The organism is [Erwinia] mediterraneensis (assembly GCF_900604315.1).
Taxonomy (GTDB): domain Bacteria; phylum Pseudomonadota; class Gammaproteobacteria; order Enterobacterales; family Enterobacteriaceae; genus Pantoea; species Pantoea mediterraneensis_A.
Genome location: NZ_LR026978.1, coordinates 3,031,404 through 3,047,313 on the forward strand (window position 1 = coordinate 3,031,404; position 15,910 = coordinate 3,047,313).

At 52.9% G+C, this 15,910-nt stretch carries 17 protein-coding genes; 4 read left to right on the forward strand and 13 right to left on the reverse strand.

Annotation, left to right across the window (positions count from 1 at the left end):
• Positions 1 to 82 precede the first annotated feature (82 nt).
• From E0E17_RS14230 to E0E17_RS14240, 3 genes are all read left to right on the forward strand, one after another.
• Positions 83 to 1,618, forward strand: coding sequence for a glucan biosynthesis protein G (locus E0E17_RS14230; protein ID WP_207302089.1), 1,536 nt, complete (start codon positions 83 to 85; stop codon positions 1,616 to 1,618).
• Complete coding sequence (gene mdoH, locus E0E17_RS14235; protein WP_130834678.1) at positions 1,611 to 4,163, forward strand: glucans biosynthesis glucosyltransferase MdoH; 2,553 nt, start codon at positions 1,611 to 1,613, stop codon at positions 4,161 to 4,163. Before E0E17_RS14230 ends, mdoH begins: the two co-directional genes overlap by 8 nt.
• 122 nt (positions 4,164 to 4,285) lie before the next feature.
• Positions 4,286 to 4,525: a YceK/YidQ family lipoprotein gene (locus E0E17_RS14240; protein ID WP_237680790.1), complete on the forward strand. Its 240-nt coding sequence runs from the start codon at positions 4,286 to 4,288 to the stop codon at positions 4,523 to 4,525.
• 3 nt (positions 4,526 to 4,528) lie between these two features.
• Here the strand turns inward: E0E17_RS14240 and E0E17_RS14245 are convergent, their stop codons facing one another.
• The 4 genes from E0E17_RS14245 to E0E17_RS14260 all read right to left on the reverse strand — a co-directional run bounded on the left by E0E17_RS14245 (position 4,529) and on the right by E0E17_RS14260 (position 8,070).
• Positions 4,529 to 4,927, reverse strand: coding sequence for a MysB family protein (locus E0E17_RS14245; RefSeq protein WP_130834679.1), 399 nt, complete (start codon positions 4,925 to 4,927; stop codon positions 4,529 to 4,531).
• Positions 4,928 to 5,051: 124 nt separating this feature from the next.
• Positions 5,052 to 5,318, reverse strand: a complete 267-nt coding sequence (locus tag E0E17_RS14250; protein WP_130834680.1) for a hypothetical protein — start codon at positions 5,316 to 5,318, stop codon at positions 5,052 to 5,054.
• Between the two features lie 607 nt (positions 5,319 to 5,925).
• Positions 5,926 to 6,849 carry a Kdo(2)-lipid IV(A) acyltransferase gene (locus tag E0E17_RS14255; RefSeq protein ID WP_130834681.1) on the reverse strand — a complete coding sequence of 308 codons (924 nt, stop codon included), beginning with the start codon at positions 6,847 to 6,849 and terminating at the stop codon, positions 5,926 to 5,928.
• Between the two features lie 126 nt (positions 6,850 to 6,975).
• Positions 6,976 to 8,070 carry an NADH:flavin oxidoreductase/NADH oxidase gene (locus E0E17_RS14260; RefSeq protein ID WP_130834682.1) on the reverse strand — a complete coding sequence of 365 codons (1,095 nt, stop codon included), beginning with the start codon at positions 8,068 to 8,070 and terminating at the stop codon, positions 6,976 to 6,978.
• Positions 8,071 to 8,243: 173 nt separating this feature from the next.
• On the opposite strand from E0E17_RS14260, the gene trhO reads away from it, so the two are divergent.
• Positions 8,244 to 9,293: an oxygen-dependent tRNA uridine(34) hydroxylase TrhO gene (trhO, locus tag E0E17_RS14265; RefSeq protein ID WP_130834683.1), complete on the forward strand. Its 1,050-nt coding sequence runs from the start codon at positions 8,244 to 8,246 to the stop codon at positions 9,291 to 9,293.
• Positions 9,294 to 9,338: 45 nt separating this feature from the next.
• On the opposite strand, the gene E0E17_RS14270 is transcribed toward trhO, so the two are convergent.
• From E0E17_RS14270 to grxB, 9 genes are all read right to left on the reverse strand, one after another.
• Positions 9,339 to 9,914 (reverse strand): YceI family protein, encoded by a 576-nt coding sequence (locus E0E17_RS14270; RefSeq protein WP_130834684.1) that lies wholly within the window; start codon positions 9,912 to 9,914, stop codon positions 9,339 to 9,341.
• Positions 9,915 to 9,933: 19 nt separating this feature from the next.
• A complete protein-coding gene (locus E0E17_RS14275) occupies positions 9,934 to 10,488 on the reverse strand; it encodes a cytochrome b (RefSeq protein ID WP_130834685.1) in 555 nt (184 codons plus the stop codon).
• Between the two features lie 279 nt (positions 10,489 to 10,767).
• On the reverse strand, positions 10,768 to 11,886 hold the full coding sequence (solA, locus tag E0E17_RS14280) for an N-methyl-L-tryptophan oxidase (protein WP_130834686.1): 1,119 nt from the start codon (positions 11,884 to 11,886) through the stop codon (positions 10,768 to 10,770).
• A gap of 100 nt (positions 11,887 to 11,986) precedes the next feature.
• Entirely contained in the window at positions 11,987 to 12,241 is a 255-nt protein-coding gene (gene bssS, locus E0E17_RS14285; protein ID WP_130834687.1) for a biofilm formation regulator BssS, read from the reverse strand.
• A 311-nt stretch (positions 12,242 to 12,552) separates the two neighbouring features.
• Positions 12,553 to 12,819, reverse strand: coding sequence for a hypothetical protein (locus tag E0E17_RS14290; protein ID WP_130834688.1), 267 nt, complete (start codon positions 12,817 to 12,819; stop codon positions 12,553 to 12,555).
• A gap of 141 nt (positions 12,820 to 12,960) precedes the next feature.
• Positions 12,961 to 13,206 (reverse strand): DNA damage-inducible protein I, encoded by a 246-nt coding sequence (dinI, locus tag E0E17_RS14295; RefSeq protein ID WP_130834689.1) that lies wholly within the window; start codon positions 13,204 to 13,206, stop codon positions 12,961 to 12,963.
• 69 nt (positions 13,207 to 13,275) lie between these two features.
• Positions 13,276 to 14,322 (reverse strand): dihydroorotase, encoded by a 1,047-nt coding sequence (gene pyrC / locus E0E17_RS14300; RefSeq protein WP_130834690.1) that lies wholly within the window; start codon positions 14,320 to 14,322, stop codon positions 13,276 to 13,278.
• A 137-nt stretch (positions 14,323 to 14,459) separates the two neighbouring features.
• Positions 14,460 to 15,023, reverse strand: coding sequence for a lipoprotein (locus tag E0E17_RS14305; RefSeq protein ID WP_130834691.1), 564 nt, complete (start codon positions 15,021 to 15,023; stop codon positions 14,460 to 14,462).
• Positions 15,024 to 15,143: 120 nt separating this feature from the next.
• A complete protein-coding gene (gene grxB / locus E0E17_RS14310; RefSeq protein WP_130834692.1) occupies positions 15,144 to 15,791 on the reverse strand; it encodes a glutaredoxin 2 in 648 nt (215 codons plus the stop codon).
• Positions 15,792 to 15,910 lie beyond the last annotated feature (119 nt).

Consider the following 15,910-nt stretch of genomic DNA (forward strand, 5'->3'; position numbering starts at 1 on the left):
AATTATCCTTTAAGATAATCAGGTTTGATCCGAGCACACGAAAGGGGGGGATGTGCTGAATAAAGTGAAATATAAAACCGGACTGGTAAAAATGCGCTGGGTTGGCGCGGCAGTTCTGGTTGCATTATATGCAAATAACAGCTGGGCGTTTAACATCGATGATGTGGCAAAACAAGCCAAAGCACTGGCAGGTAAGAGTTTCGAAGCGCCAAAAAGCAATTTACCCTCTCAGTTTCGTGAAATGAAATTTGCCGACTACCAGCAGATCCAGTTTAACCACGATAAAGCGTACTGGAGCAAGCTGCGCACGCCTTACAAGCTCGAGTTCTATCATCAGGGGATGTATTTTGACACGCCGGTCAAAATCAACGAGGTGACGGCCACTACGGTGCGTGAAATCAAATACAGCCCCGACTATTTCAACTTTGGTAACGTCAGCCACGACGCGGAAGCGGTGAAAAATCTCGGCTTCGCCGGCTTTAAAGTGCTTTATCCGCTGAATAAGAAGGATAAAGATGACGAAATCGCCAGCTTCCTGGGCGCCAGCTATTTTCGTGTTATAGGCGCAGGCCAGGTATATGGTCTCTCTGCCCGTGGCCTGGCGATTGACACCGCGCTGCCCAGTGGCGAAGAGTTCCCGCGTTTCAAAGAGTTCTGGATTGAACGGCCGAAACCTCAGCAGAAGCAGCTGGTGATCTATGCGCTGCTCGACTCGCCGCGCGCAGCTGGCGCTTACCGTTTTGTTATCCATCCGGGCAAAGCCACCACGGTGGATGTCCAGTCGCGCGTCTATTTGCGTGACAAAGTGGGCAAGCTGGGCGTCGCGCCGCTGACCAGTATGTTCCTGTTTGGATCTAACCAGCCGTCGTCGGTAATGAATTTCCGTCAGTCGCTGCATGACTCTGATGGCCTTTCAATTCATAACGGTAACGGCGAGTGGATCTGGCGTCCACTGAATAACCCGCGTCACCTGGCGGTCAGCACCTTTACCATCGAAAGTCCCAAAGGCTTTGGTCTGCTGCAGCGCGATCGCGAATTCAGCCACTATCAGGATCTGGATGATCGTTACGATCTGCGCCCGGGCGGTTGGGTTGAGCCGGTGGGTGACTGGGGCAAAGGGCGCGTTGAACTGGTAGAAATTCCTACGGCAGATGAAACCAACGATAATATCGTGGCTTTCTGGACGCCGGAAAATCTGCCGGAACCGGGCAAGGAGATGAGTTTTAACTATCGCCTGCACTTCAGCCGTGACGAAGCGAACCTGCACTCGGACGATACCGCCTGGGTGAAAAACACCCTGCGTTCGGCAGGCGATGTCAAACAGTCTAATCTTGTACGTCAGCCTGACGGCACTATCGCCTTTACCGTTGATTTTGTCGGCAAGGCGATGAGTGAAATGCCGGAGAACAGCCAGGTGACGCCGCAGGTCAGCGTGGGCGACAATGGCGAAGTGGTGGAACAGAGCGTGCGCTATAACCCGGTAACCAAAGGGTGGCGTCTGGTGCTGCGTCTGCGTGTGAAAGATAACAAGCAGGCCACCGAAATGCGGGCCGCCCTGGCCAGTGACAACAAAACATTGACGGAAACCTGGAGCTATCAGTTACCTGCCAATGAATAATCTTACATTAACACCTCAAAATTATGTTGAAGCCCTGCCGCTGGATGCGGCAGGTAAAACCCGACTCAGCGCCTCGCTGGCCAATGCGCAGGCGTTTCATGCGCTGCATGATGTGCTGGGTCAGGATAAAGCGGCCAGCGAGCGCGCCGATGATGCACCGTTAAAATCGGTTTCCTCGCGCGTAGCGCTGGCCTGGCCAGACTCAGTGGCGGACGGGGAGCAGTTTGCCAAAGATGATCTTGACCGTACCACGCTGAAAGCGATGCCGCCGGTGAAGCGTTCGCTGATGTTTCCGGAAGAGTGGCGCACTAACCCACTGGTGCGCGCCTGGGATTCGCTGCGCGGGAAGAAATCTGCGCCGCGCTACGCCTCGGCCGAGGAGCAGCGGAGCGAAGAGAAATGGCGTCACGTCGGCTCGCTGCGCCGCTATATCCTGCTGATCCTGACGCTGTTCCAGACGGTAGTGGCCACCTGGTACATGAAAACCATCCTGCCTTACCAGGGCTGGACGCTGCTTGATCCGATGGCGATGATCAACCAGAACTGGCAGCAATCTTTCCTGCAGATTCTGCCCTATATCCTGCAGACCGGCATCCTGTTCCTGTTCGCCATCCTGTTTTGCTGGGTATCTGCTGGCTTCTGGACGGCGCTGATGGGCTTCCTGCAGCTGCTGATTGGCCGCGATAAGTACAGCATCTCTTATTCCACTGCCGGAAATGAGCCGCTAAACCCGGAACATCGCACCGCGCTGATCATGCCCATCTGTAACGAAGATGTGGAGCGGGTGTTTGCTGGCCTGCGGGCGACCTGGGAATCGGTAAAACGGACCGGTAACAGCGAACATTTTGACGTCTATATTCTCAGCGACAGTTACGATGCCGATATCGCAGTCGCCGAGCAGAAGGCCTGGATGGAACTGGTGCGTGATGTAGGCGGAGCCGGTAAAATTTTCTACCGCCGTCGTCGCCGTCGCGTGAAGCGTAAAAGCGGCAACATCGATGACTTCTGTCGTCGCTGGGGCAGCCAGTACAGCTATATGGTGGTGCTGGATGCGGACAGCGTGATGAGCGGGGAGTGTCTGACCGGTCTGGTGCGCATGATGGAAGCCAACCCCAACGCCGGTATTATCCAGTCTTCGCCGAAAGCGTCGGGAATGGATACGCTTTACGCCCGTTGTCAGCAGTTCGCCACGCGCGTATATGGTCCTTTGTTTACCGCCGGTCTGCACTTCTGGCAGCTCGGGGAATCCCACTACTGGGGACACAATGCCATTATTCGCGTGAAGCCCTTTATTGAGCACTGTGCGCTGGCACCGCTGCCAGGGGAAGGCTCCTTTGCCGGTTCGATCCTGTCACACGACTTTGTTGAAGCGGCGCTGATGCGTCGTGCCGGCTGGGGCGTCTGGATTGCCTACGATCTGCCGGGCTCTTATGAGGAACTGCCGCCAAACCTGCTGGATGAGCTGAAGCGTGACCGCCGCTGGTGTCACGGCAACCTGATGAACTTCCGCCTGTTTCTGGTGAAAGGGATGCACCCGGTACACCGTGCGGTGTTCCTTACCGGAGTGATGTCTTATCTGTCGGCACCGCTGTGGTTTATGTTCCTCGCGCTTTCTACCGCGCTGCAGGTGGTGCATACGTTGATGGAGCCGCAGTACTTCCTGCAGCCGCGTCAGCTGTTCCCGGTGTGGCCGCAGTGGCGACCTGAGCTGGCGATTGCGCTGTTCTCAACCACGCTGGTGCTGCTGTTCCTGCCTAAACTGCTCAGCGTGGTGCTGATCTGGTTTAAAGGTTCCAAAGCCTACGGCGGACCGCTACGTCTGTTCGCCTCGCTGCTGCTGGAAATGCTCTTTTCCGTGCTGCTGGCGCCGGTACGTATGCTGTTCCATACCGTTTTTGTGGTCAGCGCGTTCCTTGGCTGGGAAGTGGTGTGGAATTCGCCGCAGCGCGATGATGATGCGACGCCCTGGAGCGAAGCCTTTGCCCGCCATGGCTCGCAAATGCTGCTTGGCCTGGTGTGGGCCATCGGGATGGGTCTGCTGGATCTTAACTTCCTCTGGTGGCTGTCGCCGATTGTCTTCTCGCTGATTCTGTCGCCCTTTGTCTCGGTAATTTCGAGTCGTGCGACCATTGGTCTGAAAAGCAGGCGGGCTAATCTGTTCCTGATACCGGAAGAGTATGAACCGCCGCAGGAGTTGCTGGATACCGATCGCTATCTCGAGCAGAACCGGGCGCGTGCGTTGAAAAACGGCTTTATGCACGCCTTGTTCCATCCGGCCTTTAACGCGCTGGCCACGGCTATGGCGACCTCGCGTCATAAGCAAAGCCCGCTGCTGGATAATGCACGCGATCGCCGTGTGGATCAGGCGCTCAGCGAGTCGCCGGAAAAACTGAATCGGGAGCAGCGTCTGCAACTGATCAGCGACCCGGTGGTACTGGCGCGCGTCCATACGCGCCTGTGGGAGCAGGCGGATAAGTATCATATGTGGGTAGAAAGCTATCAGAAGCTGAAACTCAATCCGCTGGCGCTTTCTCACCAGCAATAAAAGAAAAAGCGGCAGAGATGCCGCTTTTTTTCTCTTATCCGTTTCTGTACCAGACAGAAACGTCTGGATTGTCAGACTGACGCGCGGGTAAAATGGCATCAGTCCTGTAACGAGTCGATGTCGTGAAATCTTTTCTGAAAATCAGCCTGTTTGTCGGCAGCATCCTGTTACTGAGTGGCTGCGGCAGTATTATCAGCCGCACCGTGCCCGGACAGGGATACGACAATCAGTATTATCCGGGCGTACAGTGGGACGTGCGCGACAGCGCGTGGCGGTTCCTGACTATCCTTGATTTGCCGCTGTCGCTGGTCATCGATACGTTGCTGTTACCGGTGGATGCTCAACACGGTCCTTATGAATAAGGATCAGGCCCAGCGATCGGAATCACTGTTGTCATCATCCCATTCGGCGGCAGCGGTTTCTCCTTCCTCGGTATCAATGGGCGGCTCCAGTTGAAACTCTCCCTCATCCCATTCGTGCAGCGTATTTTCCGGTAGCCATTCCTGACGCAGTTCTAGCTCGTCAAAATTGCCTTCCCAAATCGCCTGCGCGGCTTCGCCAGTACGTACCGGATGAAATTCACCCGGTTCATTCTCATCAGCATAAAACTCCGCCTGCCACATGATATCGCCATCCTGCATCACATATTTCTGCAGGCCAAAGTGGCTGACAGCGGCATCCTCTTCTTCCATCTCCGGATGATTGGCCAGAAATTCCTCACGCGCAGCTTCAATGGCTTCTTCCAGGGTACTGTACATGCTCATCTGTTCTCTCCTTGCCTGTTTAACGGGATTCCAGAGAAGGATAGTCGAAAATTGAAAGGGGTAAAAAATCTGGCGAGGAAAGTCTGAGTGACCAGCGGGAAGCTCCTTTTCCCGCCCGGCAGCATCAATGCATTTTCTGCGGGAAATGCAGAACCGGCTTAACCGTTTCCCTGATAACCGGCGCGGAGTAGCGAATGCAGCATTTGATACAGGGTTTGACCTTTTTAAAATTAATGCGGGCGATCGATAAGGCCTGATTGAGATTGTAGAGAGTGCCGATAAAGATTACTTCCTCCTTTTCGGGCATTTTTTTACATTCTTTACGGTGAAGATAATGGTAATTATCCTGATCGGTGCCGATTGTTACATAATAATAGATACCTTTATTCATGTTAGGAGTTCCTGCGAGATTTGCGCTGTGTGTAATCTTTTTTATTTTTTTAAGTCAGTTAACTGGCTGACAATGCTGAAGCTACCCACATCGCTGCTTTTATTCAAATTCCATAATAATCTAAAAAAGCATAAATAAATTTTAAAAAGTTATATAACGACTTATGGCTCGGACAATTCCTTGTTAATTAAGTTAAATTTCCTGGATTGTTCAGATTGCGGCATCTATTGGGCTAAATGAATTAAGAAAAGCCCTGGCAAGAGAAAATATCCGGTCCAGTTGCTCATAATTTAATATATCAACAATGAAGGTGCATTTTGACGCTAAGTGACTGAAGAAACGAAAATGACAAGAAATAGAGTTAGATCTGTTAATGCTTTATAGAGTTTTACTTTATTTTCATTAGCACCGCTTTATTTTAATCTGGCTGCAATGCATTATTTACCGATAATAATGACTGGTATGGTGAACAAGGTCCTGTTAAAGCCAGTGAAATAAGCGGTCTGGCTGAGGCGACATGCAGGAGATTTATCAGGCACAACAAGAAAAGTAGTATTTTCAGGCAGTTTGGATAGCGCCGGACAGAGGATGTTATCCGGCGCTGTGATTAATAGCGCGAAGGCTCGCCTTCCGGGCGGGTTTTAAAACGGCGATGCAGCCACATATACTGTTCCGGTGCCAGCAAGACACCTTCTTCTACCACCTGATTCATACGCGTGGCGGTCGCCAGCTCGCTGTCCAGCGGCATGGTAGCGCTTACATCGGGCAGGATGGTCAGCTCATACCCTCTGCCATGTGGCAGGCGACGCGGTACAAAGGGGATCACCGCAGGTTTTGCGCTGCGGATTAACAGATAACTGCCGACGGTTGTTGCCGCCTTATCAACCGCGAAGAAGGGGGCAAACACGCTGCTGCGCGGGCCGTAATCGTGATCGGGGGCATACCAGATAATCTCTCCGCCTTTGAGAGCACGGATCATGCCCTTCAAATCTTTGCGATCCAGCATGCTTTTATTGGAACGCATACGTCCACGGGTTTGCAGCCAGTCGATCAGCTTATTGTCATTAGGACGATAAACCCCGATGCCTGGATTATGCAGGCCGAAAATACGCGCGCCCAGCTCCAGGGTTAAAAAGTGCATGCCGATGAGCAGCACGCCGCGTTGTTCCTGACGCGCTTGCGCAATATGTTCCAGACCACTGGCGCGGCACCATTTGTGGATGCGCCAGTCGGGCCAGAACCAGGCCATGCCGGTTTCAATCAGCCCCATGCCCACGGACTCGAAGTTGTGCTTCACCATTGATTCACGCTCACTGCCCGGCATCTCAGGAAAACAGAGCTCCAGGTTACGCCGCGCAATCTCAACGCGGCGCTTCATAAAGCGCATCGCCAGACGCCCCAGGCTACAGCCCAGCACAGAGAGCAGCGGATAAGGCAATAATACCAGCAGGTAAAGCACGATAATGCCCAGCCAGGTTAACCAGAAGCGGGGATGGAGGAGTTCACGACTAAATTGAGGCAGCTGGGTCATAAGAGATGGCAGTATCCTGCTTGGCGCGTAGGGCGCGCATATTCCATTGATAGCGCTCTATTGTGCCAGCTTTTGGTCCGGGCTTAAATAATAGTGAAGCCGCCTGCCGTAACAGGCGGCTTATGTTCAGGATTTAAAAATCCCTTTTACCCCGTGCGGCTCGCTGCGCCAGTACTGTTTCGGGCCCTGTATCTGCGCCCCCATCTCGGCGGCTGCATGCCAGGGCCAGTGGGGATCCCATAACATGGCTCGCGCCAGAGCGACGGCGTCCGCTTCCTGTTGTTGCAGGATCGATTCTGCCTGTTGTGCTGCAGTGATCAGACCCACGGCAATCACCGGTGTCTTCACCGCTTTTTTAATCGCGGTGGCAAAAGGCACCTGATAGTTAGCGCCGACTTTGATCTGTTGCGCGGTAGAGAGGCCGCCGCTGGAGACATGGATATAGTCGCAGCCCAGCGCATCCAGCGCTTTGCTGAGTTCAATAGACTGTTCAATGTCCCAGCCGCCCTGCGCCCAGTCGGTAGCGGAAATGCGCACGCCTACCGCTTTGTGACGAGGGAAAACGCGCCGCACTTCCTGATAGATCTCCAGCACCAGACGCATACGGTTTTCCAGCGATCCTCCCCAGCTGTCTGTGCGCTTATTGGACAGCGGTGACAGGAACTGGTGCAGCAGGTAGCCATGAGCCGCATGAATCTCCACCAGATCAAAGCCGAGACGGTCAGCGCGGCGGGCGGTCTCAACAAAGGCCGTTTTGATTTCCGCAATACGCGCTTCAGTCAGGGCGATGGGCTGCGTATCGGAATCGGAAAAGGGAACCGCAGAAGGTGCAGAGGTCAGCCAGCCACCCTGTTCCGGTGACAGATTTTTGCCGCCGCGCCAGGGAACGTCGCAGGAGGCTTTACGTCCGGCATGGGCCAGCTGGATACCCAGCGGGATGTTGCTCCACTCTCGGATATCTCTGACGACTTCGGCAAGCGCCTGTTCACAGTCATCATCATAGAGGCCCAGATCATGCGGTGTGATACGACCTTCTGCCTCAACGGCTGTGGCTTCAGCAATCAGCAGGCCTGCGCCAGAGAGGGCCAGCTGACCAAGATGAATGCGATGCCAGGAGGTTGCACAACCTTGCTCTGCGGAATACTGACACATCGGCGCAATAATAATGCGGTTTTCCAGCGTCAGCTCGCCTAATGACAGGGGTGAGAACAACAGACTCATGATTTCTCCTTGGTTTACCATACATGGGCAATCTTACAGCCTTGCAGAGAACGCCAGATCCAGCCAGCTAATTTGTGCGATTGGTAACATTTTTCCTGTGGCGCTTTGCATCGCGACGGAATCAGGTATCATGTGCGCGCAAAAATTTCTTATTGATAACAGGAACGAACACCATGCCAGTGTTACATAACCTTGTTTCCAATAAAGAGCTGAAGGCGCGCATGCTGGCTGAAACCGAGCCGCGCACCACAGTCTCTTTTTACAAGTATTTTCAGATTGCCGATCCCAAAGCTTTTCGTGACGCGCTCTACCTTGGTTTAACCAGACTCAAGGTGTTTGGCCGCGTTTATGTGGCGCACGAGGGAATTAACGCCCAGGTCAGCGTGCCTGCCAGCCGGTATGAGGAGATGAAAGCCTTCCTCTACGGCTTTGATCCGGCGCTGGATAATCTGCGCATGAATATCGCGCTGGATGATGACGGAAAATCTTTCTGGGTGTTGCGCCTGAAAGTGCGCGATCGCATTGTGGCGGATGGAATTGAAGATGCGCAGTTTGATGCCAGCAAAGTCGGTGACTATCTGAAAGCGGCAGAAGTTAACGCCATGCTGGACGATCCCGACGCGGTATTTGTTGATATGCGCAACCACTATGAATATGAAGTGGGCCATTTCGAAAACGCCATGGAGATCCCGGCGGACACCTTCCGCGATCAGCTGCCTATGGCCGTTGAGATGCTGCAGGCGCAAAAAGATAAGAAGATTGTCATGTACTGCACCGGCGGTATTCGCTGTGAGAAAGCGAGTGCCTGGATGCGCCATAACGGCTTCGAAAATGTGTATCACGTGGAAGGGGGAATCATCGAGTATGCCCGCCGGGCGCGTGAACAGGGTTTACCGGTACGCTTTAAAGGCAAGAACTTTGTGTTTGATGAGCGCATGGGCGAACGCATTTCCGATGATGTACTGGCACACTGCCATCAGTGCGGCACGCCCTGCGATACACACGTTAATTGTGTGAACGACGGTTGCCATCTGCTGTTTATTCAGTGTCCGGCATGTGCCGAAAAATATCAGCACTGCTGTAGCCCGCTCTGTATGGAAGAAGCGGCGCTGCCGCCGGAAGAGCAGCGTGCCCGTCGGGCCGGCAGAGAAAACGGCAACAAGATTTTTAATAAATCGCGCGGCCTGTTGGCGATGACCATTCCGGCACCGCTGAAAAAATAATCTGACGCGCCTGAAGCTCCCCTTCAGGCGCGTTAAGTCGCGCTGTTACTGACGTATGCCCTCCACTGAGATCATCAGTTTCACTTTTTGTGACGCAGGGCCGAGATCTTTGGTGATATTAAAGTCCTTCAGCATAATATCGCCTTCCGCTTCAAAACCAGCACGGTAACCGCCCCAGGGATCTTTCCCCTGGCCCAGCAGTTTCGCTTCCAGTCTCACCGGTTTGGTGACACCGTTCAGCGTTAAATCGCCGGTAATATCCAGTTCATCGTCATCTTTTCTCACTGAGGTCGACTTGAAGGTGGCCTGGGGATATTGGCTGACGTTCAGGAAATCAGCGCTGCGCAGATGCTTATCGCGTTCCGCATGATTGGTATCGATGCTGTTAGTGTTGATGGTGACATTCACTTTATCCGCTGAAGGATTATTTTCATCAAAGGTAAAGCTGCCATCAAAGTCTTTAAAGGTGCCGTAAATCCAGCTGTAACCAAGATGCTGAATACGGAACTGAATGAAGGCATGCTGACCTTGCTTATCGATTTTATAGTCAGCGGCCTGAGCCGACAAAGAACCCATCAGCAGGGTAGTGACGGTCAGGGCGAGTAAGCTCTTTCTTAACATGGTTCTTTCCTTTCATAAGTTAAGGGATGCGATGACCCAGCATCCTTTTCAGGGTAATGTCGCGATCGATAAAGTGATGTTTCAGGGCGGCCAGAGTATGCAGCAGTGACAGGATCACCACCGCCCAGGCGAGCCAGCGATGAATGTCGCCTGCCAGATCGGCCTGAGCGCCGGCACCGGTGAACACTGCGGGCACGTTAAACCAGCCAAATACTGAAATGGGCTGTCCATCAGCGGTAGAGATGAGATAACCGCTAATCAGAATGGCGAACAGCAGAGCATAAAGTAGCCAGTGCATAGCTGTGGCACTGTAGCGAACCAGCGGCGTATAGCTGGCTAACGCCCCTGGCGGAGGGGAAATAATGCGCCAGATAAGACGCAGGATAAGCAGTGCAAACAGCAACACCCCAAAACTTTTATGTATTTCCGGGGCGTTGTGATACCAGCTGTCATAATAGCCGAGACCGACCATCCATAAGCCCAGGGCAAACATCCCGTAGACCGCCAGTGCCATCAGCCAGTGCAGTAAAAGTGAAATATGTCCATATGTTTGCGAAGAGTTACGCCATGCCATACCATTCAGCTTCACTTAAATAAGAGTTATTGAGCATCTACATTATGATACAGAAAAGCAATCATGCTTACTTTTCTATAAATAAATACTCTCCCACAAGAAATATTTGCTGAACAAACGCGGCTTATTTCAGTAAAATTGAATGGCAGTAACAGCGGCATTAAAAATAAAACAAAAACAGACGGCGGGGGAGCAACAACCGTAATTAAATTCAGTCTGTGTTATGTAGTGTCAATCAGTGTAAGCAAGCACCGCCTCAGACACGGCGCTTATCAAACATCAGCGGGAAAAACGCGCAAGCGAGAAGGGGGCCAGATTAAAAGCCGCAGGTTTATCCTGCGCAAATTGCGCGGCAATTTCTCCCAGCACGCTGGCGAATTTAAATCCATGCCCGCTCAGGCCGCTAATCAACAGGCGATTCGCATCATCCGGTAAGGTATCGATAATAAAGTCTTCATCGGGGGTATTATCATAGCTGCAGGCCTCGCCATGCAGGCAGACGCCAATGCCGGGCATAAACTGACGTAAGAACGCAAAAGCTTCACCGCCGTCGGCCGCAATCGCACCAAAAGGTTTACGATCTTCAGGACGGGTTATTATCTGCCCGCCATCATGACGACCCACTTTCAGCGCATTATTTTCTGCCGGAAAACCATAAAAATGCGCGCCGTCAGGCATTTCCACGGTGAACCCCGGAAACTGATTATTTTCGCTGTAGCGGCCGTCCGCCTGATACCAGGCAAAAACTTTACGTACCGGTGTCACCGGCAGATCGGCAACCAAACGGCTTACCCAGGTACCGGCGCTGATCAACAGTTTACGTGCCTGATAGACGCCATCCAGGGTTGTGACCTGCTGCAGTTCGCCTTCACGCGCGATATGCGTCACCGGACAGTTAAACAGCTGGGCGCAGCCCGCTTGTTCCGCCAGCTGGATCCAGCTGCGTACCGCCTGCTCACATTTCAGATAGCCCGATTGCGGCTCAAACACGCCGATATACCCCTCCGGCACGTTAAACTCAGGCCAGCGCTTACGCGCTTCATCTGCCTGCAGAATCTGCACGTTGAGCTGCCAGCGGCGGGCGCTGTCGATCACATTCTGAATAAAGGAGGAGCCAATCGGGGCGAGATTGAGTACGCCGCTGCGGTGCATAATGCGTTCACCGCTCAGCTGCTCCAGTTCATCCCAGAGCGTCTGGGCCCGCAATACCAGCGGGACATAGCGTTCGCCTTCGCCATAGGCATGACGAATCAGGCGCGTTTCTCCGTGGTGCGTCCCCTGTTGGTGAGGGGGATGAGCACTGTCAATCATTAAGACATCTAAGCCAGCCTGTGTGGCATAAAAACCGGCCGCTGCGCCCACAGAGCCGCTGCCTACCACAATCAGATCATAAATCATTGCGCCTGAACTCCTGGAACCGTCATATCAATCAGCAGCATAGCAAAATAATGTCCCTATGAAAAAGGCACCCGTTGGGGTGCCTTCATCAACATGCAATTTAATGCTTCTGTTTATCTCGATCGAGCAGATCGGTAGACTCTATTTTCGCGATGCCAGCTTCAAGAATAGAAATAAACTGTCTCGCAACATCCGTTGTCAGCCAGTAAGTAGGGCCGACGTCGGCATCTTCTTCTTTTTGATCCTGCGAGGAAAGAGAATGCAGGCGGATCATCATGGCGTCATAACTGTCAACAGTACTGATATCCCAGCCCACCAGCGGATAGGTCTGGATGACACCTTTATTTCTGTCCATTATAACCTCCTTATTACTCGTTAAACGAAGTGCATGTCGAGGTTCAATGCGGCTTTTTCTTCAAAGAGCGGACTTATTATAACATGTGACAGGCCGGACATTAGATAAAAAGCATTCAGAGCAGCAAAACTGTAACATTAATGCGTTTAAAATCGCGCTTTTAACAGATAAAAAAATCTGGCTGCAAACCATAATGACATAAAAAGGTAATAAAGAGGGAAGAAAAATGCTATCAGAGAAGGAGGAAAAATCAGGTAGAAAAAGGTTGAAGCACGCTAAGCGTTGAAAGCATTAGCGTGATAAGTAAAAACTTACGTTTGCGGTGAAGCGTCGCGACCAGCTTGTTTTTCTATCACCGTGGCCAGGCGGGAAAACTGCTGCCGCAGCAGCGCGTCGTGGTCCTGATTCTGTGCAGCCCGCTGCAACTGTTGCAGCAGCGCCTGATGGGCATCTGAATCAAGTGCCGCGGTGACGCCGGTAAACGCGTGTTCCAGCGCTACCAGACGGCGCTGCTGTTCGCTTATCAGCGCCAGAAGCTCACCAAAGGTCATGGCCTCTTCCGGTTTTTCAGTGGTCATAGAAACATCTCCTGTTCAGCAGAGGGATTATTCTTATCGGGATACGTTGAACAGAGTCTGGATGCAGGTGCCTGCAATGGCAAGAGAAGATAAAAACAAAAAAGCCGGATGGCGACACCCGGCAAAACAGCACAGTGGCGGTTAATCGGTAATAAACCAGTCATCAGCGCTCTCCCAGGTTTCCTGGAGAATGTCGCTGACCTGATCGCGGATCTCTTTGCTACCGCCCATCACCGTCAGGTTATTGGCGCTGGCATACCTGACGCTGACGCGGTTTTCGCTTTCAGGAAATTTTTTATCGATGCGTCTGGCAAGTTCCTGGCTTAAGGCTTCAATGGCACCTGCAGGAAGGGGTCTGGATTTGGCAACGGTAACTTCGACACGCATAATAGCCTCCGGTAATCATACTGTTTATATGTACAGTATAAGTGGTCCGGAGGCAAGCAAAATAACGAATCAGGCTTGTACGCGCCAGTTCAGGGTTTCGCCAGCCAGGAAAGGAACCAGCGTATCGTTACCCACCCTGATGGCTTCTTCTACTGTCCAGGGCTCGCGCACCAGCGTGATGGTGTCCTCATTGAGCGGCAGGCCATAAAAACGTGGGCCATTTTCCGAACAGAAAGTCTCGAAATGCTGCAGCGCGTTCATTTCTTCAAACACTGTCGCGTAGGCCGGCAGTGAGGAGGGGGCGTTAAACACGCCAGCACAGCCACAGCTCGCTTCTTTACGCTGGCGCAGATGCGGCGCCGTGTCAGTGCCGAGAAAAAAGCGCGGGTGTCCGGAGGCAATGATGTTGCGTAGCGCCTCCTGATGCACATTGCGTTTCAGTATCGGCAGGCAATAAAGATGCGGACGTACGCCGCCGACCAGCATATGGTTGCGGTTAAACATCAGATGCTGCGGGGTAATGGTCGCGCCAAGCAGGTCATTCGCTTCTTTTACATACTCCGCCGCTTCCCGGGTAGTGATATGTTCAAACACCACTTTCAGTTCCGGGAACTGTTTACGCAGCGGGTCCATTACCGTCTCAATAAAGCGCGCTTCACGATCGAAAATATCAATATGAGCGTCAGTTACTTCACCATGAATCAGCAGCGGCATGCCGATTTTTTGCATCCGCTCCAGCACGCTGGCGATCGTCTGGATGCTGGTAACGCCATGACTGGAATTGGTGGTGGCATGAGCCGGATAAAGTTTCGCTGCAGTAAAGACGCCGCGCCGGAAGCCCGCTTCCACTTCATCCGCAGCCAGTGAATCGGTCAGATAGCAGGTCATCAGCGGCGTAAAGCGCTGGCCGGCGGGCAGGGCTGCCAGAATACGCTGGCGATAAGCTTCAGCCGCCGCGACGCTGGTTACCGGCGGCACCAGGTTGGGCATCACGATAGCACGACCGTTTACCGCGCTGGTGTAAGGCAAAACGGCTTGCAGCATATCATCGTCACGCAGATGGATATGCCAGTCGTCAGGGCGGCGGATGGTCAGTTGCTGGGGTTGTGCAGTCATCAGTGGTGCTCCGGCTTGAAAGGAAACGAATGGCACGTTTTGGCCGGGTACCAAGCATAAGCATTCAGGCAACCGTTTGCACTCGATTTTTATCGCCTGCGACTGAAAACCGCGCCAGCGGCGCGGTAAAAGGCAGCTCAATCGGTGAAATGGATAATCAGCTGGCCGGGTTTCACTTCCAGCCCTTTGGCTAATTTCTTCGCCAGCGCTTCGGTTTTGCTGCGATCTTCGCTCAGCAGATAGGCCGGGTTTTGGTTGAAGTAGCTTTTCAGCGACTGATTGAGGTAAGGCGTCAGGGTTTGCAGTACCGGCTGCATTTTTTCCGGCACCACCTGCGCATCCACAATCTCCAGACCGCGCAGATAGATGGCACCCTGTTGCTGATTGAACTCAGGCTGCGCTTTCATCTTCAGCAGCATTTCCGCCTGCTGCGGTCCAAACAGCGAACTGACATTCACCTGCGCCTTGCCGGACAAGGTCACTTCGCCAGGCGCTTCGCGGCCAATCTGGCTGTTCAGCTCGCTGAGAACGATATGGGCGTTAACCAGTCCCGCCACGCCAACATCTTTCTGATAATTGATGCGCTTCTGCAGCGCCTGGTTGACTTCCTGTTCCGTGACGGTGTACTGGGTCAGCTGATTACAGCCAGTCAGCAACAATATGCCTGTCAGGGCCAGAAGCCCGGAAAAAAACTTTTTCATGATTCCTCTAAAGCCTGAACAATCCTGTCAAAGGCTATAGCTTGCCTGAGTGACAGCCAGGTGTCACCAGGCGGAAAAATGAGAAAGGGCACATTGCTGCATAACGGCCAGACGATCCTGTTATATCGCAATCGACGACAGCAGATTGACCTGCGTCTGTTTCGCCATATTGTCACGATATTCCGTCACCTTGCTGGGCCAGTCGATACCGGCGACCAGAGTTAACGAGCGCAAAAGCGGGAAAAGATGAATATCATCCTCAGAGAGTTCACCGTTCACTCCGTTGGGTTTCACGATCAGCTTGTCAAGCTGGCGCAAATCGCCGCTGACGTTTTTAATCAGTCCCGCGGCATGCTGTTTCAGCTCGTAAAAATCACCGATGCTGGCCTCTTTTTTCTGGCGGAAATAGTCGCGCGCTTGCGGCGTGGCAAATTCAGCAAATGACGCATCAGCAATACGTGGCAGCAGCAGTTTATTGACATAGCCGTTGATATTGCGCAACCAGTCGGTAATCGCCGGGTTAGTTTTACCGGTGAGCAAAGGCTGGCCATCCAGGTTATCGACGTAACGCACGATATCCAGACTTTCCGCCATCGCGCTGCCATCCTTTTTCTGCAGGACAGGGGCGACTTTCTGCCCGACCAGCCGTTCCGGCGTGTCATGGTCATCATTGAGCATCACCACCAGTTCAACGGGCATATTTTTCAGACCAAAAATCATGCGCGCCTTTACACAGAAAGGGCAGTGATCATAGATATAAAGTTTCATCCCGCTTCTCCTTATAAGTTGAGTCAGCGTCATCCCGGCGACCGCCGCGTGCGACTGACTAACGTGGTTTTCCGGACTAGCGGAAAGTATGGAAGAGATCCCCCGGGTGGGCAAACTTC

Excerpts from the sequence above, each read along its gene's own strand:
- mdoH (WP_130834678.1), top strand. The coding sequence starts at position 1,611 with ATGAATAATCTTACATTAACACCTCAAAATTATGTTGAAGCCCTGCCG.
- E0E17_RS14245 (WP_130834679.1), bottom strand. The coding sequence starts at position 4,927 with ATGAGCATGTACAGTACCCTGGAAGAAGCCATTGAAGCTGCGCGTGAG.
- E0E17_RS14250 (WP_130834680.1), bottom strand. The coding sequence starts at position 5,318 with ATGAATAAAGGTATCTATTATTATGTAACAATCGGCACCGATCAGGAT.
- E0E17_RS14255 (WP_130834681.1), bottom strand. The coding sequence starts at position 6,849 with ATGACCCAGCTGCCTCAATTTAGTCGTGAACTCCTCCATCCCCGCTTC.
- E0E17_RS14260 (WP_130834682.1), bottom strand. The coding sequence starts at position 8,070 with ATGAGTCTGTTGTTCTCACCCCTGTCATTAGGCGAGCTGACGCTGGAA.
- trhO (WP_130834683.1), top strand. The coding sequence starts at position 8,244 with ATGCCAGTGTTACATAACCTTGTTTCCAATAAAGAGCTGAAGGCGCGC.
- E0E17_RS14270 (WP_130834684.1), bottom strand. The coding sequence starts at position 9,914 with ATGTTAAGAAAGAGCTTACTCGCCCTGACCGTCACTACCCTGCTGATG.
- E0E17_RS14275 (WP_130834685.1), bottom strand. The coding sequence starts at position 10,488 with ATGGCATGGCGTAACTCTTCGCAAACATATGGACATATTTCACTTTTA.
- solA (WP_130834686.1), bottom strand. The coding sequence starts at position 11,886 with ATGATTTATGATCTGATTGTGGTAGGCAGCGGCTCTGTGGGCGCAGCG.
- bssS (WP_130834687.1), bottom strand. The coding sequence starts at position 12,241 with ATGGACAGAAATAAAGGTGTCATCCAGACCTATCCGCTGGTGGGCTGG.
- E0E17_RS14290 (WP_130834688.1), bottom strand. The coding sequence starts at position 12,819 with ATGACCACTGAAAAACCGGAAGAGGCCATGACCTTTGGTGAGCTTCTG.
- dinI (WP_130834689.1), bottom strand. The coding sequence starts at position 13,206 with ATGCGTGTCGAAGTTACCGTTGCCAAATCCAGACCCCTTCCTGCAGGT.
- pyrC (WP_130834690.1), bottom strand. The coding sequence starts at position 14,322 with ATGACTGCACAACCCCAGCAACTGACCATCCGCCGCCCTGACGACTGG.
- E0E17_RS14305 (WP_130834691.1), bottom strand. The coding sequence starts at position 15,023 with ATGAAAAAGTTTTTTTCCGGGCTTCTGGCCCTGACAGGCATATTGTTG.
- grxB (WP_130834692.1), bottom strand. The coding sequence starts at position 15,791 with ATGAAACTTTATATCTATGATCACTGCCCTTTCTGTGTAAAGGCGCGC.